Below are 25,091 nucleotides of genomic sequence, written 5' to 3'. Positions count from 1 at the left end.
AGCAGGAACGTCCCAAGAAGGACATCGCGCGCCTGCGACGCGCCATCAACCGCTCTTCCCACCGCAAGGCATGACGGAAAGGAATTCGGTCATGGATCTTCCCCGCATCTTCACCATCCGCGAGAGCAGCCACCGCATCCACAACCCGCTGACCGCCGGCAAGCTCGCCGTCCTGGGCCAGGCACTTCACCTGGCCCCCGGGACACGAGTGCTCGACCTGGCCAGCGGCTCGGGCGAGATGCTGTGCACCTGGGCACGTGACCTGGGCTTCACGGGTACGGGCGTGGACATCAGCACGGTCTTCACCGAGCAGGCCCAGGCACGTGCCATCGAGCTCGGCGTCGCCGACCGGGTTGAGTTCGTCCACGGCGACGCCTCCGGTCATGTCGCGGACGAGCCGGTCGATCTCGCCGCCTGCGTCGGCGCCACCTGGATCGGGAACGGCGTCGCCGGAACGGCCGAGCTGCTCGGCCGCAGCCTCCGCCCCGGAGGTCTGATGCTGATCGGCGAGCCCTACTGGCGTCGGACTCCGCCGGACCAGGAGACCGCGGAGGCCTGTCACGCCACCGGCCCGGCCGACTTCCTGCCGCTGCCCGAGCTGATCGAGCAGTTCGGGGACCTCGGGTACGACGTCGTGGAAATGATGCTGGCCGACCAGGACAGCTGGGACCGGTACTGCGCGGCACAGTGGCTCAACCTCCGCCGCTGGCTCGACCGGAACCCGGACGACGAACTGGCGCCCGAGGTACGGGCCGAGCTCAGCACCGAGCCCGCACGCTACGCGCGCTACACGCGTGAGTATCTCGGCTGGGGAGTCTTCGCCCTGATGAAGCGCTGATCGCCAGATCCGCGCGGGGCCGGGCGGCACACCGTCTGTCCCCGCGCGGCTCGCCGTGAGCGTCATTCCCTGCCGCCCGGCCACCCTCAACCGCAGCTGGTCGGGCCTCTCAGAGGTTCAGCCGTCCGGCACCGGGACGCAGGGGCACGCCCCACCGTGTATCCCGGTGGCTCGCACCGCGCCCGGACCGGCTCCTCCAGCGGTGTCCTTCCGCCGTATTCCGGCCTCCCCCTCAACACCCTCAGACGTGCGGGATGTCGCGTGCGCCATGATGGGGCGGTGGATTTTGAGCCGCATCGGGCTGAGTTGGTGGCGTACTGCTATCGGATGGTGGGTTCGTTCCACGAGGCTGAGGACCATGTGCAGGAGACGATGCTGCGGGCGTGGAAGGCCCGAGACCGGTACGACGCCACCCGCGCGTCGCTGCGGACCTGGCTGTATCGGATCGCGACCAACGTCTGCCTGACCGCGTTGGAGGGCCGCGCGCGGCGGCCGTTGCCGTCCGGGCTGGGCGCGCCCAGCGATGATCCCGAGGCGCCGCTCGCACCGGCCTTCGACATTCCCTGGCTTCAGCCGTTTCCCGACGCCCGGTTCGAGGTGGAGGTGCGGGCCGACATGCGGCTCGCGCTGGTGGCGGCGATGCAGACGCTGCCGCCGCGGCAGCGGGCCGTGCTCATGCTGCGCGAGGTACTGGAGTTCAGCGCCGCCGAGGTGGCCGTCCAGCTCGGCACCACGGTCCCGGCCGTCAACAGCGCCCTGCAGCGGGCCCGCGCCGCCCTCGCCGAGGCGGGCGAGGCCACGGACGTCAGCGAGGTCAGCGAGCCGGACGACCCGAAGGTACGCGAGGTGATCGAACATTACATGCGGGGGTTCGAGACGGCCGATGTTCCCGCACTCGTGCGGCTCCTCACCGACGACGCCGTCCTGGAGATGCCGCCCGTGCCGCTGTGGTACCGGGGCAGCCACGACTACGGCCTGTTCATGCGTCGCGTGTTCGGCATGCGCGGGACCGGCTGGGCCCTCAGGCGCCTCACCGCCAACGGCCAGCCCGCGCTGGCCGCGTACGCCCCCGAGCCCGGTGGCGGGCATCGCCTGCACACGCTCCAGGTCCTCACGGTCACCGGCGGCCGGATCGCGCGCAATGTCGTGTTCGCCGATCCCGCCGTGTTCGAGGCGTTCGGCCTGTCCCAGGAGATCGTCTTCGACACGTTCGACGGGTTGCGATGAGTCCGGCCGATGCCGCCGGTACGTACGGGTGAGCATCCAACGAAAGGGACACCCATCGTGAGCGTCATCGTCATCGAGTTCATCACCCTGGACGGAATCGTGTCCGACCCGGACGGCTCCGCCGGCACGCCGGCCGGGGGCTGGGCGTTCCGGCACGGGCCCGAAACGGTCGCCGGGGACAAGTTCCGGCTCGGCGGCGTCCTCGATGACGGCGTCATGCTGCTGGGACGCCGCACCTGGCAGCTGTTCTCGCGGCTCTGGCCGGGACGCGACGACCCGTTCTCCGCGCGGATGAACGCCGTGCCGAAACTGGTCGCCTCCCGCACGCTGATCGACACCGCAGCCTGGTCCAACTCCCAGGTCATCGACGGTGACCTCATCGACGCCGTCAAGCGCGAACAGCGGGATGTGATCATCACCGGAAGCCTGAGCGTCGTCCATGCCCTGATGGCCGGGGACCTGATCGACGAATACCGGCTGCTGACCTTCCCCACCATCCTCGGCACCGGCGATCGGCTTTTCCCCGCCGGTGGACCACCCGCCTACCTGGAATGCCTGTCGGCCGCACCGGCCGGCGCCGCCGTCCTGACCCGGTACGGACGGGAGGCACGATGACCGCTCGCTTCCCGGCCCTGTACGAGACACCGGCCGGCCCCGTTCGGCCCGGCACTGCTTGAGCAGCTCCTCGCGGACCCGGCCGGGCTGCCGTTCGGCGTCACAGAAGGTCAGGCTGGGGATCTTCGAGGTTCGGCGGCCTGCGGCACGTTGGCCAACGGCATCCCGAGCAGGGCCGACGGCGGGGTTCGCGGCCTTGGAAGTCAGGCGGGCGGGCGGCCTTCGAGAGGGTTGGCGGCGATCCGCCCCGCGACGTCGCTCCTGACCGACGCGGCGGCGGCGCTGTCCGGCTTGCGCCTCGCCTGGTCCTCGAAGCACGCCAGGAACTCCGCGCCGAATCCCAGCCGGGGATAGCGGGCGAGCACCTCCGCCCTGGCGTCGGGCGGGAACTCCTCCGGCCGCCGTCCCGCCACCTCCCAGCTTGTGGCGACCTGCAACAGGTGGGACTCGGGGTCGGCGGCCGGGGACACGTCGTCGCGCATGTGCAGGACGATGATCTCGGTGGACCTGGCGGCCCGTTCCGCCGGCCAGCCGGCCGCCACGCCGAAGACCCAGGCCAGCTGCCCTCCCGCCTCCTCGAACGGCAGCCTGTGGCTGTCGAAGGCCTCCGTCAGCCCGATGTCGTGGAGCAGCGCCGAAACGTGGTAGAGCTCGTCGTCGAAGGCGATCCCGTGCGCTGTGCCGTACATCGCTCCCCACAGGTAGGAGCGGACGCAGTGGTTGAACAGCGCGGGTGGGCAGAAACGGGTGACCACCGACAGCGCCGCCGCGGCGGCGGGAGTCTCCGGAAACACGGGGCCAGCTTCTCATCTGCTCGTCAGGTCCCGATGTCCGACCTCGGTCGCATGCCAGGGGCGGTACCCGATGCGGGGGCCACGCTGACCGGACCCGCGCCGCCGCGCCCGGCCGATGGTCCTACCTTGGCGGATCGTCGACCTTGAGCTTGTCCCCCGTGTCGGAGATGAAGACGACCAGCAGCTTCGCCGGTCGCGTCCGGCTGGTGTTCTCCGTGAGCAGATGGTGGGCGCCCGGCTGCTCGACCCAGTTCTGGCCTGGGCGATACGTGCGCACGGGTTCGCCACCGAGCCGGCTGCGCACGATGCCTTCGAGTACGTAGGCGTAGACGAAAGCCCTGCCGTGGCGATGCGGCGCCGCGCGTGCGGCGGGCGGGAAGTTCACGATCGCCGCGGTGAACGTCTTGCCCTTGACATCGGGAAGCGCCTGTTCCAGAAGAGGCGACAGCGTCTCGGACGGTGGCTGCGAAACCATGGCGGCCACCGGCGCCTGGCCGGTCGCACGCTCTGCCGTGGGCGCGCACGCCACGGACGCGGCCACCATGCCGGCGGCCAGAAGGCCACCGGCGAACCGTGCTCGGATCATGACCTCTCCCATCCTGCTCAGACCTTTCAGACGCGCCGGGTGGTCGCGAGACGTCCCGGATTCCGTCCCCACGCGGCCGCTGTGCCCGGGTTCCCGGTCAGGAGGAGTGATGATTACGCTGTCCAGGCATCCCGGAGGCTAACCACGGGCGGGTCCAAGGCTTGGTGATGGTCTGCTCAAACGCGGCCGAGCCGATATGACGCCGCCGGCACCTGAGCCGGGCCTGCCGGCTATTCGTCTTCCGTGACCCGGATGATCGTCCTGCCGGGGGTGCGCCGGGCGGGTGCGAACGCGGAGGGCGCCTCGGCGAGCGTCCGTACGGCCCCGACGATCGGGCGGAGCCGTCCGTCCCGGACCCGTCGTGCCAGGTCCGCGAGCCGGACACGATCGGACTCGACGACGAAGAACATCGCCTGCCCGTCCCGGGGCCGGACCGTGGGTGGCGAGGCGATGGTGACGAGCGTGCCGCCGGTGCGCACCAGCGCGGCCGAGCGGTCCAGGATGTCACCGCCGATCACGTCGAGCACCACGTCGACCTGACCGGCGTCTTCAAGGGGATCGGCCTGCAGGTCCAGGAAGGCGTCCACGCCGAGGCCGAGTGCCGTGTCCCTGTCGCCGGCCCTGCCGGTACCGATCACCCGGGCTCCCGCCTCGCGTGCGAACTGCGCCGCGATGGAACCGACACCGCCCGCGACGCCGTGGATCAGGACGGTCTGGCCGGCGGCCAGGCGGCCGTGGTCGAACAGTCCCTGCCACGCGGTCAGTCCTGAGATCGGCAGAGCGGCGGCCACGGTGTGGCCGACATCGGCCGGCAGCGGCGCGAGGTTGCGGGCCTCCACCGCCACGTACTCGGCCAGCGAGCCGTTGCGGGTCCAGTCGGTCAGCCCGAACACCCGCTGGCCGACGGTCAGGCCGGTCGTTCCGTATCCCAGTTCGGCGACGACACCCGACACCTCGTGTCCGGGCACGCTGGGCGTCCGGTCGCGGCCGGCGCGATCGGACCACGTTCCCGGCCAGTCGAGCTCTCCGGGGGTGAACCCCGCGGCATGCACCCGGACGATGACGTCGTTCTCGGCGGCGTGCGGGTACGGCTCTTCCGTCAGGGAAAGCCCGGCCAGACCGGCGGTGCGCTCTCGAACGGTGATGGCTCGCATGACGGGTCCTCGCTCGTGACGGAGACGTCGAACAGGACGAACGTAAAGGCGTTCTCCTCCCGAACGTGTCCCGACACGGTGCAACTTGCCGATCCGTTCCCAAAAGCGCTGACCAGCGCCGCCCCTCGCGCTATGGCAGCCGTGAGGAGCCTCCTCAGGAGGCCGGGCCGCGGCTGCTCGGGCTGGGGCGGCCCGCGCCGGCCGTGGACGGGACGCTGCCGTACGGGCCCGTCAGGAGTCGTGGTCACGCGGCAGGGAAAGGACTGGACGGGATGATGTTCCGGCTTGTAGCTTGCGGTTGACCGCGACACCGCCCGAGGAGGTGAGACCCATGAACGCTGTATCGCTGTGGGTGCTCCCCCTTCCCGTCACGGTCGGGCGATCGACGTAGGTGTCGCCGGGAGCGCCTCACCACAAGGCACTCCCGAAAGGCAACACCTGTGCATTCTCAGTTCGCCGCCGAGCCGTCGTCGAACGATACGGCCGAGCGCGACCTCACCGTGGGCGACGTCCCCGGACTCCGGTCGCCGGCCTCCGGCGCCGATCGCGCGCCCCTCGTGTTCGACGTGATCATTGCCGGGTGCGGGCCGACCGGCGCGATGCTGGCCGCCGAGCTGCGGCTGCACGACGTGCGGGTACTCGTTCTGGAGAAGGGAACCGAGCCCAAGTCGTTCGTCCGCATAGTCGGTCTGCATATTCGCAGTCTCGAGCTGATGGCGATGCGCGGACTGCTGGAGCGCATCCTCGAACACGGAAGACGGCGTCCGGCCGGCGGTTTCTTCGCCGCCATCCCCAAACCCGCGCCCAAGGGCCTGGATTCCGCGCACGCCTATCTGCTGGGCATCCCGCAGCCGGTCATCGAACGTCTGCTGGAAGAACATGCGATCGAACTGGGCGCGCAGGTCCGGCGCGGTTGCGCGGTCGCCGGTTTCGAGCAGGACGACGAGGGTGTGACCGTCGAGCTGGCCGACGGGGAACGGCTGCGTTCGCGCTATCTCGTCGGCTGTGACGGCGGGCGCAGTACGGTGCGCAAACTGCTCGGTGTCGGCTTCCCCGGCGAGCCCTCGCGGACCGAGACGCTGATGGGCGAGATGGAGGTGGGCGTGCCGCAGGAGGAGATCACCGCCGGTATGGCCGAGATCCGCGAGACCCATCAGCGATTCTGGCTCCGGCCCTTCGGCGAAGGGGTCTACAGCGTCGTGGTCCCCGCCGCGGGAGTCAGCGACCGCGCGGAACCGCCCACCCTCGAGGATTTCAAACAACGGCTGCGCGCCATCGCCGGAACCGATTTCGGCGTGCACTCCCCGCGCTGGTTGTCCCGCTTCGGGGACGCCACCCGGCTGGCCGAACGTTATCGGGTCGGGCGGGTGCTGCTGGCCGGCGATGCGGCACACATCCATCCGCCCACCGGCGGACAGGGCCTCAACCTGGGCGTTCAGGACGCGTTCAACCTCGGCTGGAAACTGGCCGCGCAGATCCGCGGCTGGGCGCCGGAAGCACTGCTGGACACCTACCAGGCCGAACGTCATCCGGTCGCCGAGGAGGTGCTGGACAACACCCGCGCCCAGATGGAACTGCTGTCCACCGAACCGGGCCCGCGGGCCGTGCGCAGGCTGCTCACCGAACTGATGGACTTCGACGAGGTGAACCGCCATCTGATCGAGAAGATCACCGCGATCGGCATCCGCTACGACTTCGGCGAAGGCCCCGACCTGCTCGGCCGCCGCCTGCGCGACATCGACGTGGAACAGGGCCATCTCTACGGTCTGCTGCATCGCGGCCGCGGTCTGCTGCTGGACCGCACCGAACGCCTGACCGTCGGCGGCTGGTCGGACCGGGTCGACTACCTCGCGGATCCCGCTGCGGTACTGGATGTTCCGTGCGTCCTGCTACGTCCCGACGGCCACGTCGCCTGGATCGGCGACGATCAGCAGGACCTGGACGGCCATCTCTCCCGCTGGTTCGGCGAGCCCGCCGGTTGATTTCGCCTGAGCGGCCGAAAACGAATGCGAACACGTCTGTCTCGGGTCGAGATCACGGCGGAGACCGGTTCGCGCGGTCATCCCGCATGTATCGGGGACAGGGGGATGGCCCGGACGATCGGGGCGTCGGTGGCCAGTGTCCTGCGCAGGTCGTCGCCGCCGACGCCGGACATCACGTTGATCACGATCTTGTCGTCGGCCACCGTCAGGCCGGCGAGTCTCGCCTGCCCCGATGATGCCGATGCGCTTCACCGTGCCTTCCTCCATGGTGCGTGGTGGTCGTGATCCGTGCCGGTCGGGTCCGTGTCGGAGACGCCGTTCGCCACGGGGCTCATCGGCCGACCATGCCGATGCCGTGATCGCCGTATCGGGCTCCCCGGGCGCCGGTGGCGGGGCCGTCGCTCGGGCCGGTGCCGGGAGCGCTGCCGCCCGCGCCGATCGCCTGCGGAGTCCGCCGGAGCCGGTGTCACACCGGTCGCGGTCGTCTCCACAACAACGCGACCGCCAGAAGACCTGCCAGGCAGGGAGCCATGCCGGCCCAGCCCAGCTCCGGTGGCAGGCCGGTCTCGCCGGAGGTGTCCCTGGTGAGCAGCCCGGTCAGGCCGGCGCTCGTGCCGAGCACGAACATCACGGTCGCGGCGGGGCGGGCCCACCGCTTGCCCGCCTTGACCGCCGATGTCGTCCAGAGCCAGGCGATGACGCCGAGCGCTCCGATGACCGACGACAGGACCAGGTAGGTGGTGACGGCGGAGTCGACACGCGTCTGGATGTAGGTGGGATAGCCGGCCCGGATGTGGTCGGCCAGCAGGTGGGTGGTGGCACGGTCGAGGTAGGGGATGATCGTCGCGATGACGGTGAGCCCCAGGCCCGTGTACATCGCCGCGATGGCCGATCGCCGTTGAGGTGTCTTCGTCATCGGAGTGCCTTCCTTTCGTCGCACGCGGCCGTCCGCGCCGCGCTGGACGCCCGCCAGCGGTTCTCCGCCTCGCGGTGGGCGACCAGTTCCTCCTCCGTCATCGTCGGCCGGTCCGGCTCAGGAGGCCGATCCGCGGCGATGACCTCGCTCGGGGGCTTCCCCTCGGACAGGGGGCGGTTGACGGTGCGGGTCACGGCTTCTCCCTTCTTAAACCTACGGCGTAGATTTCACTGACACAGTAGATTCTACGGTGTAGGTTTGGCAAGGAGGAGGAGCAGACGTGACCAGACGCACACGGGGCACCTCGGCGGGGCTCGACCGCGCACGCATCGCGGCCGCCGCCGTCGCACTGGTCGACCGCGACGGCCTGGACCGCTTCGGGGTACGGCGGCTCGCCGACGAGCTCGGAGTCGACCCGATGTCGATCTACCACCACCTCAAGGGCAAGGCGGCGCTGCTGGACGCGATCTCCGAGGCCGTGATCGCCGAGATGGAGGCCGGCGCGGAGGAGGCGCCCCACGATTGGGAGCAGGTCGCCCGCCAGACGGCGCACAACTACCGGCAGGTGGCCTACCGGCACCCTCGGGTGTTCCCGCTGCTGGCCACCCGCCCGCAGAACTCGCCGGTGGCCCTGGCGGCCCTGGAACATCTGGTCGCCGCAATGCGCCAGGCCGGCCTGCCCGACCGGGTGGCCGCGGACGCGCCGATGGCGCTGTTCGGCTTTCTCAACGGCTATCTGCTGGCGGTCCTCAGCGGCGGCCCCGGCGGGCCCGCGATCGACGCCACCGCATACCCGACGATGGCCGCCCTCGCGCCTCTCCAAGCCGACTTCGGGTCCGCAGCGGAGTTCGACCGATTGCTCGATGCCGTGCTGAGCGGGATCCGGGACCAGGCCGCACGGCAGGCGACCCACTGAGGCGCGCCCTGCCGCGAGTCTTCCCGGCGCACGCGACGACGCGCTCATCGGTCACGCGAGCCACCGGGTCATCAGCGCGGGAGCCCGGGATGGCCGCACATGTCCTTTTCGAACCGGTCACCGTCCCGTGTCCGACCGACGGGGCGGCCTCGGCGCGGTTGCCTCGGGCGGTCATCGGGCTGAGGTTCGCGTGTCCGGGGCGGGCCGTGCGAGCCGGGCCGCGAGTTCGCCGGCCTGTTCGGGACGTGGGTTGGCGCCGGTCAGCACCGTCGCCGGCCGATCGCCGGGGACCGCGCCCTCGGCGATCGCCGCCAGGCCCGCCGCCCCCGCCGGTTCCAGGACGATCCCGAGCGTGCGAGCCGCCAGTTCCATGGCGGCGGCGATGGCCTCGTCCGTCACCAGGACGATCTCGTCCACCAGCGCGCGGGCCCGTCGCACCGAGGCCTCCAGCGGGGTGCGCACCGCGATGCCGTCGGCGAAGGTGCGAGCGTGTTCGATGGAGACCGCGCGGCCGACGCGCAGGCTTTCCAGCATCGAGGGGGCGCCTTCGGCGTTGACTCCCACGATCCGGGTGCCGGGTGCGTGCTCCTTCATCCAGCGCGCCACGCCGTTGATCAGCGCGCCGTCGCCGACCGGGAGCACGACGACGTCGAAGCCCGGACCGCCCGCGCCGCCTGGCGCGCCGCGGGTCAGCTCGACCCCGATCGTCCCGGCGCCCTCGGCGATCGCAGCCTGGAGACCGTCCTGCAGGTGGACGCGGTCAGGATGGCGCTCGGCGTGGGCGGCCGCGGCCTTCCGCGCCGACGCGCCGTCCGTCCCGGCCATGATGACCCGGGCGCCGAAGGTCTCCATCCGCTCCCGCTTGGCGGGGTTGACCGTCTCGGGCACGAACACCTCGACCGGCATCCCGCGGGCCCGTCCCGCGTAGGCGACGGCCTGCCCGAAGTTGCCCGAGCTGGCGCACACCACCGGCGTGCCGGGGGCGAGCGTGCTCAGCATCAGATCGGCGCCCCGGCCCTTGAAGCTGCGCACCGGGTTGGCCGTCTCCAGCTTCACCGTCACCGTGCGGCCGCCCAGCGCCCGGCACAGCTGCTCATCGATGTACTGCGGAGTGTTGAGGAACACCGGATCGATCACCTGCATGGCCTTCTCGATCCGCACCACGTCCAGATCCATGCGCGTCGCCTTTCCTGGGGGCTTTCCGGACCCGGCCGACGCTAATCGAGCATCCGATCGAGGCGATTGAGGGTTTTCGCGCCGGCACGCAATAATCTTGCGTGCCTGAACCGCCGCCGCCCCGCCTGGACGAGATCGACGTGCAGCTCCTGGACCTCCTCCAGCGCGACGCCGGACGCACCCTGCACGACCTCGGCGAATGGGTCGGGCTCTCACCGAGCGCCGTCCAGCGGCGGATCGCCCGCTACCGCAGGGACGGCCTCATCACCAGGCAGGTCGCCGTCCTCGACCCACACCGCTTCGGCCCCACCGTCCTGGCCACGGTCCTGGTGACCCTCGACCGGGAATCGTTCGAGCACCACCGCGCCTTCGCCGAACGGATGCGCTCCACCCCGCAGGTCCAGCAGTGCTACCAGGTCGCGGGACCGTGGGACTATGTGGTCGTCCTGGCCGCGCGGAGCATGCGCGAATGCAGCCGCCTCGGCAACCGCCTGTTCAAGGCGGACGACAACATCAGGCGTTACGAGACGCTGCTCGTGTTCGACACCGTCAAAACCGGCCTGACCCTCCCGCTTCCCGCGCCACAGCCTCCTCGATCACAGGACGGGCGGTCATAGGCCGGGAGAGGGCCGGTCGTGCTCCTGCTCGCCCGCGGCGTGCTCGCCGAACGCGTCCACCGCGGCCGGCTCGTCGGCTGTGCGCCGCGGCCGTCGCCTTCTGCCTCCTCGCCCTGACCTGAGCGGGGCCATGCGCCACGTCGGACCCGGCACCGAGACGATCGCCGGCCCGCGGCGGCAGCCGGGCGATGCCGAGGCCGGCGTGACCACGTCCGGTCATGGCCGGAGGGTGACTTGTCCCACTCGGAAGGGACTTGATCCGAAAGTATTGTAGGTTAGGCTTGCCTAAGTGGTTCAAGGTTCAGGTTATGGCCTGTGCGGCACCGCAACCTGACGGTGGTGGTACGCCTGCGCGGTCTCCCAAGTGTGACGACGTACAAGGAACATCCATGCCGTTCAGGTTCACCCGCCGCCGCGCCTTCTCGGCCGTCGTCGCCACCGCCCTGCTGGTCATCACCGGCTGCGGAACGTCCGACCCCAAGCCCGCCGGGCCCGCGACGTCGGCGGACGCCTCCGCGGCGAGCGGCGGCGCGGCCGGGGCGTTCCCGGTGACGATCGACAGCGCCCTCGGCAAGGCGACGATCACCAAGCAGCCGGAGCGGATCGTCACCCTGGGCCAGGGCTCCGCGGAGACCGCGATCGCACTCGGCCACACGCCCGTCGGAATCGAGAGCTACGCGTGGGGCAGCGACAAGACCGGCTACCTGCCGTGGATCCACGAGGCGGTCACCAAGGCCGGCGGCACGCTGCCCAAGCAGTTCACCGGCGGCGAGGACATCGACATCGAGGCCATCGTCGAGCTCGAACCCGACGTGATCCTGGCCCCGTGGTCGGGCATCACCGCCGACCAGTTCAAGATCCTCTCCGACATCGCGCCCACCGTCGCCTATCCGGACCTGGCGTGGAGCACGAACTGGGACCAGCAGATCGAGATCATCTCCAAGGCGCTGGGCAAGCCCGAGCAGGCCGCGACGCTGATCGCCGAGGTCAAGAAGCGGCTCGCCGACGCCGCCGCGACCCGGCCGCAGTACAAGGACGTGACCTTCTCCTACATCTACACCACCGGCCCCGGCACCCTCGGCGTGTTCAAGCCCGAGGAGCAGCGGGTCAAGATGGTCTCCTCGCTCGGCCTGACCGTGGACCCGGTCGTCGACACGTTCAAGGAGACCGAGGGCACCGACTCCGCCGTGATCGGCCTGGAGAACGGGCAGAAACTGGCCAAGAGCGACCTGATCTTCACGTTCTACAGTGACGCGAAGACCCGCAAGGAGGTCGAGGCCCAGAAGCTGTACGCGAGCATCCCCGCGATCAAGCGCGGCTCGGTGGTGGCGAGCGACGATCAGCCGTTCGTCACCGCGTCCTCGATCATCAACCCGCTGACCGTGCCGTGGGTGATCGAGCGCTATCTGCCGCTCATCGACGAGGCGGTCGCGAAGCTCGACCGCTGACCGTGACCGTCACCGTCGTACGCACCGTGCCGGGAGACGCGGGCGCCCCCCGCGCCCGAGCCTCCCGGCTCGTGTGGTTCCTGATCGTCGCGCTGGCCGTGCTGGCACTGGCGATGCTGGCCAGCATCACCTTCGGCAGCCTGCCGACCTCCGTGGGCGACGCGGTGGACGTGCTGCGCGGCACCGCCGACGAGAGCACCACCGCGGTGGTGCAGAGCCGCTATCCGCGTACCGCGCTCGGCCTGCTGGCCGGGCTGGGCCTGGCCGTCGCGGGCACCATCATGCAGGGCGTCACCCGCAACCCGCTGGCCGACCCCGGCCTGCTCGGCATCACCGCCGGCGCCTCGGCCGGAGTCGTCAGCGCCACGGCCTTCCTGGGCGTGTCCGGCCAGTGGAACACCGTGTGGTGGGCGCTGCCCGGCGCGCTGCTGGCCGGCGTCCTCGTGCACGTCATCGGCTCGGCCGGCTCCGGCGCCGGGCTGGCCAGGCTCGTGCTGGCGGGCGCGGTCGTGACCGCGGTGCTGACCGCGTACGTGCAGGCCGTGACCCTCGGCATGCCGAAGGTCTTCGACAGCTACCGCTACTGGGTGGTCGGCGCGCTCGGCGGACGGGACTTCGACGTGCTGCTGTCGGTGCTGCCGGCGGCAGGGCTCGGCCTGCTCATGGCGCTGCTGCTGGCGCCCGCGCTCAACACGCTCGCGCTCGGCGACGAGACCGCCTCCGCGCTCGGCGCGAGTCCCGGCCTCACGCGGGCGCTCGGGCTGGTCGCGGCCACGCTGCTCAGCGCGGCCGCGACCGCGGCCGTCGGGCCCATCGCCTTCATCGGCCTGGCCGTGCCGCACATCGTCAAGGCCGTCGTGGGCGCGGAGGTCCGGGCCCAGGTCGTCTTCTCGGCCATCCTGGGTCCGGCGTTGCTGCTGCTGGCCGACGTGGCGGGCCGGGTGGTGCTGCGCCCGCAGGAGCTGATGGTCGGGATCGTGACGGCGTTCATCGGCGCGCCCGCGCTGCTGGTCGCCGTGCGGAGAATGAGGAGCGGGACGTGAGCAGGCCCAAGGGGTTCCTCGTGCTGGGGCGGACGATGGCCGTGCCCCTCTCGCGCGTCTCCGCCGTCACCGGTCTCGCCCTCCTCACGCTCATGCTCGCCGCCTGCGCGGCCACGCTCTCGCTCGGCCGCCTCGGCATCCCGCTCGCCGACCTCCCCGGCGCCCTGACAGGCGGCGCGGGCGGCAAGGCCGCGTTCGTGCTGGAACGCCTGCGCGGCCCCCGCCTGGTCGTCGGCGTCGGCACCGGCGCGGCGCTCGGCCTGTCGGGAGCGCTGTTCCAGACCGTCACCCGCAACCCGCTGGGGAGCCCCGACGTGATCGGCCTGGCCGCCGGGGCGGGCGCGGGCGCGGCGGCCGTCGCGCTGCTGCTGCCCGGCGCGGTGCCGGTCCCGTTCGGCGCGCTGGCGGGCGCGGTGCTGGCCATCGCGCTGGTCTACCTCTCCACGGGCACCGGGTTCCGCAACCCCGGCCGTCTCATCGTGGCGGGCATCGGCGTCTCAGCGATGGCGGTGGCCTTCATCCAGTACGTCGTGTACGCCGTCGAGCGCGACAAGGCCACCGTGCTGACCGCGTACGTCAACGGCAGCCTGTCGGCCCGCTCCTGGGAGCACGCCGCCACCATCTGGATCGTCCTGCTGGTGACGGCCCCGTTCGCGGCGGCGATCGCCGGCCGCCTGGGTCTGGCCGAGATGGGCGACGAGACGGCCGCCATGCTCGGCGCCGAGCCCGGCCGCACCAGGACGGCGGCCGTGGCGCTGTCGATCCTCCTGTCGGCGGGAGCCGTCGCGGTCGCCGGGCCGATCTCGTTCATCGCCCTGACCGCGCCGCAGATCGCCCGCCGGCTGACCCGCGGCACCGGCCCGCACCTGATGCTCTCGGCGCTGACGGGGGCGCTGCTGCTGGTGCTGGCCGATCTGGCCGCGCAGCAGCTCCCGCTGCCCGTCAGCCTGCCCGTCGGCATCTACACGCTGGGCCTCGGCGGCCTCTACCTCGGCTACCTGCTGATCCGCGAATGGAAGAAGGGCACGCTATGAGCACGACCGGCCTGGGAGCACGGGACGTGACTGTTTCCTACGGTGGCGACCCGGTCGTGCGCGACGTCAGCCTGGACATCCCGCAGGGCGAGCTGACCATGATCATCGGGCCGAACGGGTGCGGCAAGTCCACACTGATCAAGACGCTGGCCCGGATCATGAAGCCGGAACGGGGGCAGGTGCTGCTGCACGGCCGCGACATCTGGTCCTACCGGGGCAGGCAGGCCGCCCGGCACGTCGCCCTGCTGCCGCAGAACCCGGTCGCGCCGGACGGCATCACCGTGCGCGGCCTGGTACGGCGCGGCCGCTTCCCACACCACACACTGCTGCGCCAGTGGTCGCCGGACGACGACGCCGCGATCGGCTTCGCCCTGGAGCGAACCGGCCTGCACGACCTGGCCGAGGCGCAGGCGGGTGAGCTGTCCGGCGGCCAGCGCCAGCGCGCCTGGATCGCGATGGTGCTCGCCCAGCAGACCGACCTGCTGCTGCTGGACGAGCCCACGACCTTCCTCGACATCGCCCACCAGTACGACCTGCTGGAGCTCTGCCGCGAGCTGCACCGCGAGGGCAAGACGATCGTGGCCGTGCTGCACGACCTCAACCAGGCCGCCCGCTTCGCCTCGCACCTGATCGTGATGAAGGACGGCCGGGTGGTCACCCAGGGTCCGCCGTCGCAGGTGCTGACGCCCGACCTGGTCGCCGAGGCGTTCGGCCTGGCCTGCGACATCGTGCCCGACCCGCGTACGGCCACGCCCATGGTCATCCCGCACGCCTCGCTCGCGCACGGCGTCCGCTGATCGGCGTCTCCCCGGGGCGTCGTCCGCCGGGTCACCCCCGCTGCAGCCGCAGCGCCTCCTCGGCCACCCGCAGGGTCTCCAGGTGGCCGTCCAGGGAGGTGGCCAGTGAGGTCAGCCCGAGCGTGGTCACCCCGGCCGCCGCGTACTCGGCCATCCGCGCCGAGATCCGTTTGGCGTCGCCGACCAGCGAGGTCCGGTCGATCAGCTCGAACGGCACCGCCCGCGCCGCCCCGGCCCGGTCCCCGGCGTGGCAGCGGTCGTGGATCTCCTCGGCCGCCGCGCCGAACCCCATCGAGACCGCCAGCGCGAAGTAGACGCTCCGCTCCCTGCTGCCCATGCCGATGAAGTTGGCGAAGTACGGCCGCAGCGGCTCGGCCGCCCTCTCCGGGTCGTCGCCCACGCCGATCGGGATCGACGGCATCACCTCGAAACCCCCAAGTCCCTTGCCGGCCCGCGCCCGCCCGGCGCGCACGTGCCCCAGCGACTCCGCCAGCCGCTCCGGCGGGCAGAACACCCCGATCCAGCCGTCGGCGATCTCCCCGGCCAGTTCCAGGCTGCGCCGTCCCACCCCGGCGAGGTAGACCGGGATGTCGGCGCGGACCGGGGCGGCCCGCAGGTGCGCGGCCTCCCGGGTGCCCGGCGGCGGGAGCCGGAAGTGCTCGCCGCTGTAGCGCACCGGGCCGCCGGTCAGCGCCAGCCGTACCACCTCGACGTACTCGCGGGCACGGGCCAGCGGCGCGTCGAAGTCGACGCCGTACCAGCCGCGCGAGACGTCCGGGTTGGACACCCCGAGGCCCAGGCAGAACCGGCCGCCGGACAGCCCGTCCAGCGTCGCCGCGGCCAGCGCCGTCATCACCGGGGTGCGGGCCGGGATCTGCATCACCCCCGGCGCGAGGCGGATCCGCTCGGTGGACGCGGCGACCGCGCCCAGCACGCTGACCGCGTCGGACCGGAACCCCTCCGGCGCCAGCGCGTAGGCGAAGCCGAGCCGTTCGGCCTCCCGGGCCACCGGCACCGCGCCGTCGTAGTTGAGGAAAATCCCCAGTTCCATGAACCGCTCCCTCTTCTCGCGGATGTCCTGCGGACGTTCCGCGGACGCTCTCCGGGCGTTCCCGCCGGCCCGGACCCGGCCCGCCGGGCCCGTCCCGACCTGTCCGCGCGGACACCGTCGCCGGGACGACGGCGGCGTCCGCGCGTTGCTCGCGCCACTGTGCGCCATGCCGCTCGAGGATCGCCCGAGCGATCGAGCGGCGCTTGAGGACGCCGCGAGTCCGGCCGCCCACGATGGCCCGGTCGCCACCCCGGGACGGGCCGCGGCGACCGGTCACCGATCCGCCGTCACACCGATACGGAGGCAGGCGTGCGAGTTCTCGCCGCGACCTGGGACATGCCCGGGCACTTCAATCCGCTGGTTCCGCTGTGCTGGGCGCTGCGCGCCGCCGGCCACGAGGTGGTCGTGGTCAGCAACCCCGGCCTCGTCCCGGCCATCGTCCAGGCGGGGCTGCCCGCCCTGCCGGCCGGCGACCCCGCTTTCGACTCCTACGCCGTGCTGCGCGAGCAGCTCGCCGCCCGGTCCTGGCGGCCGGTCCCGCCCGCCGACACCGCGGCCACCGGTACGGCGAACACCGCGGGTACGGCAGGCGGCCCGGCGGGCGCGGGCGGGACGGACGGCTCCGCGGCGGCGCGGCCCTCCGCCGGCGAAAGCGCCGGTGGAGACGCCGGCGGAAGCGCCGACCACACCCGCCGCCGCCTGCACGGATTCCGCGTCGCCACCCGCTCCGCGCTGGCCCAGGCCGACGACGTCGCCGCGTTCGCCCGCCACTGGCGCCCCGACCTGGTGCTGTTCGAGCCGGTGGCGTTCGTCGGCCCGCTCGTCGGCAAGCTGTGCGGCGTCCCGGCGGTGCGGGTGCTGTGGAGCGTCGACTTCACCGGGCCGATGGCCCGGTTCGAGGCCGACGTGGTCGGCGACCTGCTGGACCGCTTCGGCCTGGAGCGGCTCGACGTCAACGGCGACCTGACCCTCGACCCCTGCCCGCCGGAGCTGCAGTACGACCTGGACCTGCCGCGCAGGCGCTTCCGCTTCGTTCCCTACAACGGCGCCTCGGTGCTGCCGGCCGGCCTGGAGCCGCCCACCGGCCTGCCGCGGGTCTGCGTCACCTGGGGCACCTCGCAGGAACGGCTCGGCTTCGACCGGATGATGATCGCCCCCCGGGCCGTCGAGGCCCTGGCCGGTCTGAAGGCGGAGGTCGTGGTCGCGGTGACCGACGGGCAGCGGGCGGCGTTCGACCCGCTGCCGGACAACGTCCTGCGGATCGGCCGGATGCCGCTGGACACGCTGCTGCGCGACTGCGACCTGCTCGTCCAGCAGGGCGGCGCGGGCGGCACGATGACCGCGCTCATCAACGGCGTGCCGCAGCTCGTCGTGCCGCACATGCCGGACGAGATCTTCCACGGCCGCCAGGTCGAGCGCGGCGGGGTGGGCCGCTGCCTGCCCGGCGCCGAGGCCACCGTCGAGGCCCTGCGCGGGCAGATCACCGCCGTGCTGGACGACCCCTCCTACCGCGACACGGCCCGCCGGCTGCGCGAGGACATGCTCGCCCTGCCCACCCCGGCGCAGCTGGTGCCCGAGCTGGAGGAACTGGCCCGCGCCGGTGTCCGGTCCGGCGCCTGACCCCAGGCCCGGCGCCCCGGCCCCGGGCGTGGGGCCGGGACCGAGGCCCGGCACGGGGATCGAGCCGGGCTCCACCGCGGCTCGCGCCGGCCTCTAGCGGCCCTTCCTAGCCTCGCAGGCGTGAGTGGCATCGACATCTCCGCATACCTCGCCCGGCTCGGCCTCCCCGCGGCCCCGCCGTCGGCCGAAGCGCTGGCCGCGCTGCACGCCGCGCACGTCGAACGGGTGCCGTTCGAGACGCTGGACCGGCCGCCGGGCATCGACCCGCGGCGGTCGCTGACCCGCATCGTCGGCCAGGGCCGCGGCGGGGTCTGCTACCACCTCAACGGGGCCTTCCACCTGCTGCTGCGCGAGCTGGGCTACCGGGTCGGCATGCACGCCGCCGGCGTGCAGAGCGGCTACAACCCCAACCCGGTCGGCGCCAACGGGACCCACAACGTGCTGACCGTCTCCGGCCTGCCCGCGCCCGGCAACCCCGGCGGCCGGTGGATCCTGGACGTCGGCTCCGGCGAGGGCTTCCACCGGCCGCTGCCGCTGGCTCCCGGCACCTACACCCAGGGCCCCTTCACCTACCGGGTCCGCCCCTCCGAGGCCACCCCCGGCGGCTGGCGCGTCGACTACGACCGGCTGGAGTCGTGCAGCGGCGTCGACTTCACCCTGGAGGAGGCCACCACCGAGCAGTTCGCCGCCACCTTCGACCGGCTCGCCGACCAGGAGATGTCGATCTTCTTCGTCTACGGCTGGGTCAAGCGGCACCACGCCACCGGGTTCGACGAGCTGATCGGCTGCCAGCTCAGCGCCGTGGGACCCGCGGGCCGTACCACCCGCACGCTCACCACCGCCGAGGACTACCTCGCCGCGCTGTCGCAGATCTTCGGGCTGACCCTGCCGCACCTGACCGACGAGGAGCGCCACGGCATCTGGGAGAGGTTCCACCACATCTGGACCACCCGGGACTTCAGGAAGGACATGTTCCCGGCCGGGAACCGACGGCATCGACCGCAAGGAGACAGAAACCGTGAACTCTCGCCTCAATGACCTCGAACCGCTGCTGCTCGGTCTCGACGGCGTGCTCGACGGTGTCGTCCTGCGACGGACCCCGCCGGACCGGCCCGCCGAAGACGGTCCCGGCCGTCCTCTCGACGGAGGCGGCTCCGGACCCACGGGCGCCGGGACCGCCCCGGCGCTCACGGTGGCCTACCCGGTCGCCGCGCACGACGCCGACCTCGGGGAGCTGCGCGAAAGGATCGCCGAGGCCCTGGCCGGGCACGCGGCCGGTGCCGTGGCGACCGTACCGGTCCGGCGCGTCCCGCGTACCGGCGACGGCGAGCCGGACCTCGCGGCGCTGACCCGGATCCCGGTGCCGGCCGCCGAGGCGCTGGACGCCTTCGCCGCGCGGTGGGGCGTGCGCGCCGAACCGGTACCGGTCGGCGAGGAGGCGCCGCGGGTCGTCCTGGCCGACGACGACGCCCCTGCCCGCGCCACCGGCGCGGCACCGGACACTCCGGACACTCCGGACACTCCGGACGGCGCGGACGGCGCGGCCCGGCCCTCCCTGGCCGAGGGGCCGCCGCTGGAGCGGCTCGCAGGCGACCCCGAGACCGTCACCCAGGCCATCGTCTCGGCCGCCGAGCGCTTCCCCCACCTGGGCGTGCGGGCCGTCACCCGCGACGGCGACACCTTCGTCGGCTACCCCGAGCTGCTGCGGCGCGGCAGGAGGATCCTCGGCGGCATGCGCGAGCGCGGCATGCGGCCCGGCTCCCCGGCCATCCTGCTGGTGCCGGGCCTCACCGACTACTTCCCGGCCGTGTGGGCGTGCGTGCTGGGCGGCGTCACCTGCGTGACCGTCACCGCGCCGCCCTCCTTCGACGACCGCCACCCGGTGCTCGACAAGCTGATGCACGCCTGGCGCGCCCTCGGCCGCCCGCCGATCATCACCGACGACGCCTCCGCCGACGGCGTGGCCGGCCTGGCCGCCCTCTACGGCGAACCCGGGCTGAACTGGCTGTCGGTCGCCGAGCTGGAGATCTCCCCCGAGAGCGACGACGTCCACCCCGCCCGGCCGTCCGACGTGGCGATCATGGCCCTGTCGTCCGGCAGCACCGGCGCCTCCAAGGTCATCCCGGTGACGCACCGCGCCATCGTGGAGAACGCCCTGTCGGCCCGCCAGGTGGACCTGGTACGGCCCGGCGAGACCAGCTTCAACTGGCTGCCGTTCGACCACGTCGCGCCGCTGGTGATGTACCTGCTGCGCGACGTCGTCCTGGGCTGCGACGGCGTCCACGCCCCCACCGGCCACATCGCCGAGCAGCCGCTGCGCTGGCTGGACGTGCTGAGCCGGTACGGCGTGCACCACACCTGGTCGGCCAACTTCGCCTACCGGCTGGCCGCCGACGCCCTGCGCGACCTGCGCAGGGACGGCGGCGACCCGACCGGCAGGTGGGACCTGTCGTCGGTGCGCACCATGCTCAACGCCGGAGAGCAGTGCCTGCCCGCGGTGATGCGCGACTTCCTCGTCCAGGTCGCGCCGCTCGGCATCGACGAGCGCGCCGTCGTCCACATGTGGGGCATGGCCGAGACCGCCACCGGCGCCACCTGCAAGTTCTTCGCCGAACCGGCCAGTGTGCTGCGCGTCGCCAAGTCCTCGCTCAACGGCACGCTGCGCCTGGCCGGCCCCGGCGACGCCGCGGCCGACTGCCTGGAGTTCATGAGCATGGGCCCGGCCGCCCCCGGGGCGGACCTGCGCGTGGCCGACGACGAGGGCCGCGTGCTGCCCGAGGGGATGATCGGCCGCTTCCAGGTCAGATCCGCCCGCGTCACCCCCGGCTATCTGGACAACCCGGCCGCCAACGCCGAGGCGTTCACCGCCGACGGCTGGTTCGACACCGGCGACCTGGCCTTCATGCTCGACGGCGAGGTCGTCATCAGCGGACGCGCCAAGGAGCTCATCGTCATCAACGGCGAGAAGTACTACTGCCACGAGATCGAGGACCTCGTCGGCGGCCTGGACGGGGTGGCCTCCGGGCTGGTGGCCGCCTGCGGCGTGCCCGACCCGGCCACCGGCAGCGAGGTGCTGGCCGTCTTCTTCGTCCCCCGCCCCGCCCCCGGCGAGGAGGCCGCGGGCCCCGGCGGCCGGCCGCCGGCCGCCGTCGTGGAGACCGTCGAACGGGTCCACCGGGCCGTCGCCGAGCGGATCCGGCTGACCGCCGCCCACGCGCTGCCCATCACCGAGGCGGAGTTCCCCCGCACCACCAGCGGGAAGATCCAGCGCGCCGCCCTGGTGCGGCGCATGGAGTCCGGCGACTTCGACGAACTGGTCCGCGCGATCGCCGCGGCCCGCGGCACCGCGGCCACCGTGCCGGACTGCCTGTCGCGGCCCGTCTGGCGCGCCGCCGAGCCCCGCCCGGTCGCCGCGCCGGTCGCGGACGGCGTCACCGTGGTGTTCGCCGACGACCTCGGGCTGGCCGCCGCGCTGGAGCCGCCCGGCCCGGTCGTCGTCGTCCGCCCCGGCCCGCACTTCAGCACCCTGGACGACGGCGGCTACACCATCGACCCCGCCTCCGCCGTCGACTGGTACGCCCTGCGCGACGCCCTGCGGCTGCGCCGGACGCCACCCGCGACCCTGCTGTACCTGTGGAGCTACCTGCCCGCGCCCGACCCGGCCGGTCCCCGCGAACGGGTCGAGGAGGCGCTGCGCCGCTGCGGCCGCGACCTGCTGACGGCCTGCCGGACCTTCCTATCCGGCAGGCCGGGCGACCCGCGGCTGGTCACCGTCAGCCGCGGACTGCGGCCGGTCACCGGCGAGGAGGACCTGTGCTACCCCGCCGCCCAGGCCGCGCTCCTCGGCGCGGTCGCCGGGCGGGAGAACCCCGCGAGCCGCGCCTGCCACGTCGACCTGGCCGGCGCCTCACCCGCCGAGGACGCCCGCGACCTGCTGGCGGCCCTGTCCGACCACGCCGCCGGGCAGGGCGAGGTGGCCTGGCGGCGCGGCCGGCCGTACACCGTGCAGCTGGAGCCGCTGACCGGTGCCGGCACCGGCACCGGTGAAGGCGCCGGAGCCGCCGGGACGGGCCGGGCCGCCGGGGGACGGGACGCGTTGCGCCGCGGCGGCCGCTACCTGGTCACCGGCGGCGCGGGCGGCGTCGGCGCCCCGCTGGTCGCCTCCCTCGCCGACCGCTACGGCGCCCGCTTCCTCCTCGTCGGGCGGCGTGACCCGGAACGGGACGCCGCGCTGCGGACCGTCCTCTCCGGCCTGGCCGTCCCCGGCCGCGACGTGCGCTACCGCAGCGTGGACGTCCGCGACGCCGAGGCCCTGGAACGGGCCGCCGCCGAGGCCGAGGCCGCCTGGGGAGGGCCGCTGGACGGCGTGCTGCACCTGGCCGGCGACTACCGCTTCCGGCCGATCGCCGAGGAGGACCCCGCCGACTGGGACCCCGCCCGGCAGCCCAAGGTCGCCGGCCTGCTGAACCTCGCCGACCTGGTACGGCGCCGCCCCGGTGCCCGTCTGGTCACCTTCTCCTCGCTGCTGGGCCACCTCGCCTCGGCCGGCTGCGCCGCGTACGGCGCGGGCAACGCCTTCGCCGACGCGTTCACCGAGCACCTCGTCGCCCGCGCCGGCGTCACCGCGCACAGCCTGGCCTGGGGCCTGTGGCGGGGGCTCGGCGTCAACGAGGACAACCCCTACGAGGCGGCCGCCGTCCAGCGCGGCGTGCTGTCCCTGCCGGCCGACCAGGGTCACCTGCTCACCCGGGTCCTGCTGCGCCGGCCGCCCGGCGTCCTCTACGCCGGGCTCAACCCCCGCGCCGCGGAGATCCGCACCCGGATGAGCGGCACCGGCCCGCTGGAGCGCCTGTCGTGCCACTCCCCCGGTCTTCCGGGGGAACCGCTGGTCTACACCGACCCGTTCGGCGTCACGGCCGAGGTGATCCGCGAGGAGAACGCGTCCCCGGCGGACGGGGACGGATCCCTCACCCCGGCCGAGAGCGCCGCCTGGGAGACCCTGCGGCAGACGATGACCGACTTCACGGGCCAGCCGGTGCAGCCCGGCGACCGGCTCTACGAGCTGGGCGTCAGCTCCATCCAGCTGTTGCAGCTGCGCGCCCGGCTGGAGGCGGCGCTGGGGGTGGACGTGCCCAACGCCGCCCTGTTCGAGCAGCCCACGCTGCTCGACCTGGCCTGCTCCCTCACCCGCTGACAGCCCGCGCCGGCTCCGTGCCGTACCGAACCGCCCGTCCCGGCCCCGCCGTACACCGGTCCCGTGCCCTGTCGAACCGGACCGCCTGCCCCGGCTCCGCACCGTACACCGGCCCCGTGCCAAAACGAACCGTATCGAACTGAACCGAACCGCCCGTCCCGGCTCCGCGCCGTACAGATCGGAGGGAAACCCGTGGGCCCCCTCACCCGCGAGATCCTGACCAGCTGGCTCTACACGTTCTGGGGCGCGCCCACCTGGCCCCTCGACGACCCCGGCGGCCTTGACGAGGTCCCCGCCGCCACCGTCACTCCCGCCGTACCCGCCGTACCCGCCGTATCCGCCGGTCCCGCCCGCGGACGCCCCGCCCCCAGCCCGGTCCGCCTCGCGGCCGCCGACGGCGGCGACGTCCCGCTGTACCGATCCCCGAGCGGTCCTTCAGCGGCCGCGGGGATCCTTCCGGAAGACACGCGTCCATGACCGCTCCCGCACCCGTCATCGAGTCCGCGATCGCGCCCGTGAATGCTCTCAGCCGCAACGAGGGGAAGTCCCATGTCTAGCCGACAGTTCGACGTCATCGTGATCGGCGGAGGCCCGGCCGGCAGCTCCGCCGCCGGCCTGCTCGCGAAGAAGGGCGTCAACGTCCTGCTGCTGGAACGCGAGAAGTTCCCCCGCTACCACATCGGCGAGTCCCTGATCACCGGATGCATCGAGGTGCTGGAGGAGCTCGGCGTCCGCGACCGCGTCGAGGCGCTCGGCTTCGTCAGGAAGTACGGCGGCAGCCTCGTCTGGGGCAAGGACGGGCGGTGGAACTTCTCGTTCGACCACGGCCAGCCCGAGTACCCCCACGCCTACAACGTCCGCCGCGCCGACTTCGACGCGCTGCTGCTGACCCGGGCCAGGGAGCTGGGCGCCGAGGTGGTCGAGGAGGCCGTCGTCAAGGAGCCCGTCATCGAGGACGGCCGCGTCACCGGCGTCCGCTACGCCGTGCGCGGCGGCGGCGAGCAGGAGGTCCGCGCCTCCTTCGTGCTGGACGCCTCCGGCCAGGGACGTGCCCTGGGCCGCCACGTGTCCGAGGTCCAGTGGCACGACGACCTGCGCAACGTCGCGGTGTGGACCTACTACCAGAACGGCGAGAGCCTCACCGGCGACGAGGCCGGCAACATCTTCATCGAGCACGTCCCCGGCGGCTGGTTCTGGTACATCCCGCTCAACGACGGCACCCACAGCGTCGGCTTCGTCACCCCCGTGGACGAGGCCAAGGCGAGCGGGCTGGACCTGCCCGCGCTGTTCGCCGCCAAGATCGCCGAGTCGGTCCACGTCAAGCATCTGCTGGCCGAGGGCAGGCAGGTCAGCGCCTTCCGCAACGCCCGCGACTGGTCCTACACCTGCGAGCGGTTCACCGGTCCGGGCTGGATGCTCGTCGGCGACGCGGCGGGGTTCGTCGACCCGCTGTTCTCCACCGGCGTGACCCTGGCCATGATGGCCGCGCGGGCCGCCGCCGACGCCGTGCCGCACATCCTCGCCGACCCGGCCAGGGAGGAGGCCGTCCGCGAGCGGTACGAGAACTCCTATCGGGAGTTCCTGGGGAACATCATCTCCTTCGTCCGCTTCTTCTACGACGCCGGGCTGGACCGGAAGGCCTACTACGAGTACGCCCAGGCGCTGGTGGATCCGAAGAAGCTGTTCTTCCCGCGCGAGGACTTCGTGACGCTGATCTCCGGCCTCAACCGGCTGCGCCCCATCTTCGACCTGTCCGGCGACCCGGCCCCGGCCGGCCCCTCCGGCACCGCCGGCTCCGGCTCCGAGGCCGGTCCGTCCGACGTCGTCCCGGACACCGTCCCCGACGAGCCGGTGCCCGCCCCCGCCTGACCTGCCCCGGCCGAGACCACCGCCGCAACCGGACCCGGATCGGGCCCGTCGCGGGCGTGCCGCGCGCACCCGCGACGGGCCCGATCTCTTTCCCGGCCGTTCCTCCGGCCCTCCAGGAGGTGCGTCCCGGCGCCCGCCATCGTCGCCCCGAGCCGAAAAGAACCCCGGACCGACAAGGACTCCGAGCCGAAAAGAACCCCGGGCCGAGAAGAAC

The 25,091-nt window shown here is 72.8% G+C and carries 23 protein-coding genes; 15 read left to right on the top strand and 8 right to left on the bottom strand.

What is annotated here, in order from left to right:
• The first annotated feature begins 91 nt into the window (after positions 1-91).
• From HDA43_RS18840 to HDA43_RS18830, 3 genes are all read left to right on the top strand, one after another.
• Positions 92-838: an SAM-dependent methyltransferase gene (locus HDA43_RS18840; protein ID WP_179823526.1), complete on the top strand. Its 747-nt coding sequence runs from the start codon at positions 92-94 to the stop codon at positions 836-838.
• Positions 839-1,099: 261 nt separating this feature from the next.
• The gene (locus tag HDA43_RS18835) at positions 1,100-2,065 is read left to right on the top strand and encodes a sigma-70 family RNA polymerase sigma factor (protein ID WP_312873425.1); all 966 of its coding nucleotides are present in this window, start codon (positions 1,100-1,102) and stop codon (positions 2,063-2,065) included.
• Between the two features lie 57 nt (positions 2,066-2,122).
• Positions 2,123-2,680 carry a dihydrofolate reductase family protein gene (locus HDA43_RS18830; protein WP_179823522.1) on the top strand — a complete coding sequence of 186 codons (558 nt, stop codon included), beginning with the start codon at positions 2,123-2,125 and terminating at the stop codon, positions 2,678-2,680.
• A 203-nt stretch (positions 2,681-2,883) separates the two neighbouring features.
• Here the strand turns inward: HDA43_RS18830 and HDA43_RS18825 are convergent, their stop codons facing one another.
• The 3 genes from HDA43_RS18825 to HDA43_RS18815 form a co-directional block, all read right to left on the bottom strand.
• A complete protein-coding gene (locus HDA43_RS18825; protein WP_179823520.1) occupies positions 2,884-3,474 on the bottom strand; it encodes an HD domain-containing protein in 591 nt (196 codons plus the stop codon).
• 121 nt (positions 3,475-3,595) lie between these two features.
• Positions 3,596-4,060 (bottom strand): cupin domain-containing protein, encoded by a 465-nt coding sequence (locus tag HDA43_RS18820; protein ID WP_179823519.1) that lies wholly within the window; start codon positions 4,058-4,060, stop codon positions 3,596-3,598.
• 230 nt (positions 4,061-4,290) lie between these two features.
• On the bottom strand, positions 4,291-5,214 hold the full coding sequence (locus HDA43_RS18815; protein WP_179823517.1) for an NADP-dependent oxidoreductase: 924 nt from the start codon (positions 5,212-5,214) through the stop codon (positions 4,291-4,293).
• Positions 5,215-5,771: 557 nt separating this feature from the next.
• Between HDA43_RS18815 and rox the strand changes: the two genes are divergently transcribed.
• Positions 5,772-7,196 (top strand): rifampin monooxygenase, encoded by a 1,425-nt coding sequence (gene rox / locus HDA43_RS18810; protein ID WP_312873551.1) that lies wholly within the window; start codon positions 5,772-5,774, stop codon positions 7,194-7,196.
• 77 nt (positions 7,197-7,273) lie between these two features.
• Here rox and HDA43_RS36015 read toward each other — a convergent pair whose 3' ends face one another.
• The 3 genes from HDA43_RS36015 to HDA43_RS18795 form a co-directional block, all read right to left on the bottom strand.
• Positions 7,274-7,399, bottom strand: coding sequence for a hypothetical protein (locus HDA43_RS36015; protein ID WP_281395422.1), 126 nt, complete (start codon positions 7,397-7,399; stop codon positions 7,274-7,276).
• A 263-nt stretch (positions 7,400-7,662) separates the two neighbouring features.
• Complete coding sequence (locus tag HDA43_RS18800) at positions 7,663-8,112, bottom strand: hypothetical protein (RefSeq protein WP_179823513.1); 450 nt, start codon at positions 8,110-8,112, stop codon at positions 7,663-7,665.
• Positions 8,109-8,306 (bottom strand): hypothetical protein, encoded by a 198-nt coding sequence (locus HDA43_RS18795; RefSeq protein WP_218912315.1) that lies wholly within the window; start codon positions 8,304-8,306, stop codon positions 8,109-8,111. Before HDA43_RS18795 ends, HDA43_RS18800 begins: the two co-directional genes overlap by 4 nt.
• 86 nt (positions 8,307-8,392) lie before the next feature.
• On the opposite strand from HDA43_RS18795, the gene HDA43_RS18790 reads away from it, so the two are divergent.
• On the top strand, positions 8,393-9,028 hold the full coding sequence (locus tag HDA43_RS18790) for a TetR/AcrR family transcriptional regulator (protein ID WP_179823511.1): 636 nt from the start codon (positions 8,393-8,395) through the stop codon (positions 9,026-9,028).
• Positions 9,029-9,199: 171 nt separating this feature from the next.
• On the opposite strand, the gene HDA43_RS18785 is transcribed toward HDA43_RS18790, so the two are convergent.
• The gene (locus HDA43_RS18785; protein ID WP_179823509.1) at positions 9,200-10,204 is read right to left on the bottom strand and encodes a threonine ammonia-lyase; all 1,005 of its coding nucleotides are present in this window, start codon (positions 10,202-10,204) and stop codon (positions 9,200-9,202) included.
• 101 nt (positions 10,205-10,305) lie between these two features.
• Between HDA43_RS18785 and HDA43_RS18780 the strand changes: the two genes are divergently transcribed.
• From HDA43_RS18780 to HDA43_RS18760, 5 genes are all read left to right on the top strand, one after another.
• Positions 10,306-10,821: an Lrp/AsnC family transcriptional regulator gene (locus HDA43_RS18780; RefSeq protein ID WP_179823507.1), complete on the top strand. Its 516-nt coding sequence runs from the start codon at positions 10,306-10,308 to the stop codon at positions 10,819-10,821.
• 389 nt (positions 10,822-11,210) lie between these two features.
• Positions 11,211-12,269, top strand: coding sequence for an iron-siderophore ABC transporter substrate-binding protein (locus HDA43_RS18775; RefSeq protein ID WP_179823505.1), 1,059 nt, complete (start codon positions 11,211-11,213; stop codon positions 12,267-12,269).
• Positions 12,270-12,271: 2 nt separating this feature from the next.
• The gene (locus HDA43_RS18770; protein ID WP_376770512.1) at positions 12,272-13,312 is read left to right on the top strand and encodes a FecCD family ABC transporter permease; all 1,041 of its coding nucleotides are present in this window, start codon (positions 12,272-12,274) and stop codon (positions 13,310-13,312) included.
• Between the two features lie 35 nt (positions 13,313-13,347).
• The gene (locus tag HDA43_RS18765) at positions 13,348-14,346 is read left to right on the top strand and encodes a FecCD family ABC transporter permease (protein ID WP_179826208.1); all 999 of its coding nucleotides are present in this window, start codon (positions 13,348-13,350) and stop codon (positions 14,344-14,346) included.
• A complete protein-coding gene (locus HDA43_RS18760) occupies positions 14,325-15,143 on the top strand; it encodes an ABC transporter ATP-binding protein (protein ID WP_179823503.1) in 819 nt (272 codons plus the stop codon). Before HDA43_RS18765 ends, HDA43_RS18760 begins: the two co-directional genes overlap by 22 nt.
• A gap of 31 nt (positions 15,144-15,174) precedes the next feature.
• On the opposite strand, the gene HDA43_RS18755 is transcribed toward HDA43_RS18760, so the two are convergent.
• Entirely contained in the window at positions 15,175-16,194 is a 1,020-nt protein-coding gene (locus HDA43_RS18755; RefSeq protein WP_179823501.1) for an LLM class flavin-dependent oxidoreductase, read from the bottom strand.
• A gap of 309 nt (positions 16,195-16,503) precedes the next feature.
• Here HDA43_RS18755 and HDA43_RS36005 point away from each other — a divergent pair, with 309 nt between their 5' ends.
• From HDA43_RS36005 to HDA43_RS18730, 5 genes are all read left to right on the top strand, one after another.
• Complete coding sequence (locus HDA43_RS36005) at positions 16,504-17,814, top strand: nucleotide disphospho-sugar-binding domain-containing protein (protein ID WP_179823499.1); 1,311 nt, start codon at positions 16,504-16,506, stop codon at positions 17,812-17,814.
• A gap of 120 nt (positions 17,815-17,934) precedes the next feature.
• Positions 17,935-18,852, top strand: coding sequence for an arylamine N-acetyltransferase family protein (locus tag HDA43_RS18745; RefSeq protein WP_312873421.1), 918 nt, complete (start codon positions 17,935-17,937; stop codon positions 18,850-18,852).
• Positions 18,833-23,008: an SDR family NAD(P)-dependent oxidoreductase gene (locus tag HDA43_RS18740; protein ID WP_179823497.1), complete on the top strand. Its 4,176-nt coding sequence runs from the start codon at positions 18,833-18,835 to the stop codon at positions 23,006-23,008. The genes HDA43_RS18745 and HDA43_RS18740 overlap by 20 nt, the downstream gene beginning before the upstream one ends.
• A gap of 192 nt (positions 23,009-23,200) precedes the next feature.
• Entirely contained in the window at positions 23,201-23,485 is a 285-nt protein-coding gene (locus HDA43_RS18735) for a hypothetical protein (RefSeq protein WP_179823495.1), read from the top strand.
• A 72-nt stretch (positions 23,486-23,557) separates the two neighbouring features.
• Complete coding sequence (locus HDA43_RS18730) at positions 23,558-24,877, top strand: NAD(P)/FAD-dependent oxidoreductase (protein ID WP_179823493.1); 1,320 nt, start codon at positions 23,558-23,560, stop codon at positions 24,875-24,877.
• Positions 24,878-25,091: the final 214 nt, after the last annotated feature.

The organism is Streptosporangium sandarakinum (assembly GCF_013409935.1).
In the GTDB taxonomy this organism is placed as follows: Bacteria; Actinomycetota; Actinomycetes; order Streptosporangiales; family Streptosporangiaceae; genus Streptosporangium; species Streptosporangium nondiastaticum.
The sequence above is the reverse complement of the archived record's forward strand: the minus strand, read 5'-3'. Positions and strand labels throughout refer to the sequence as shown.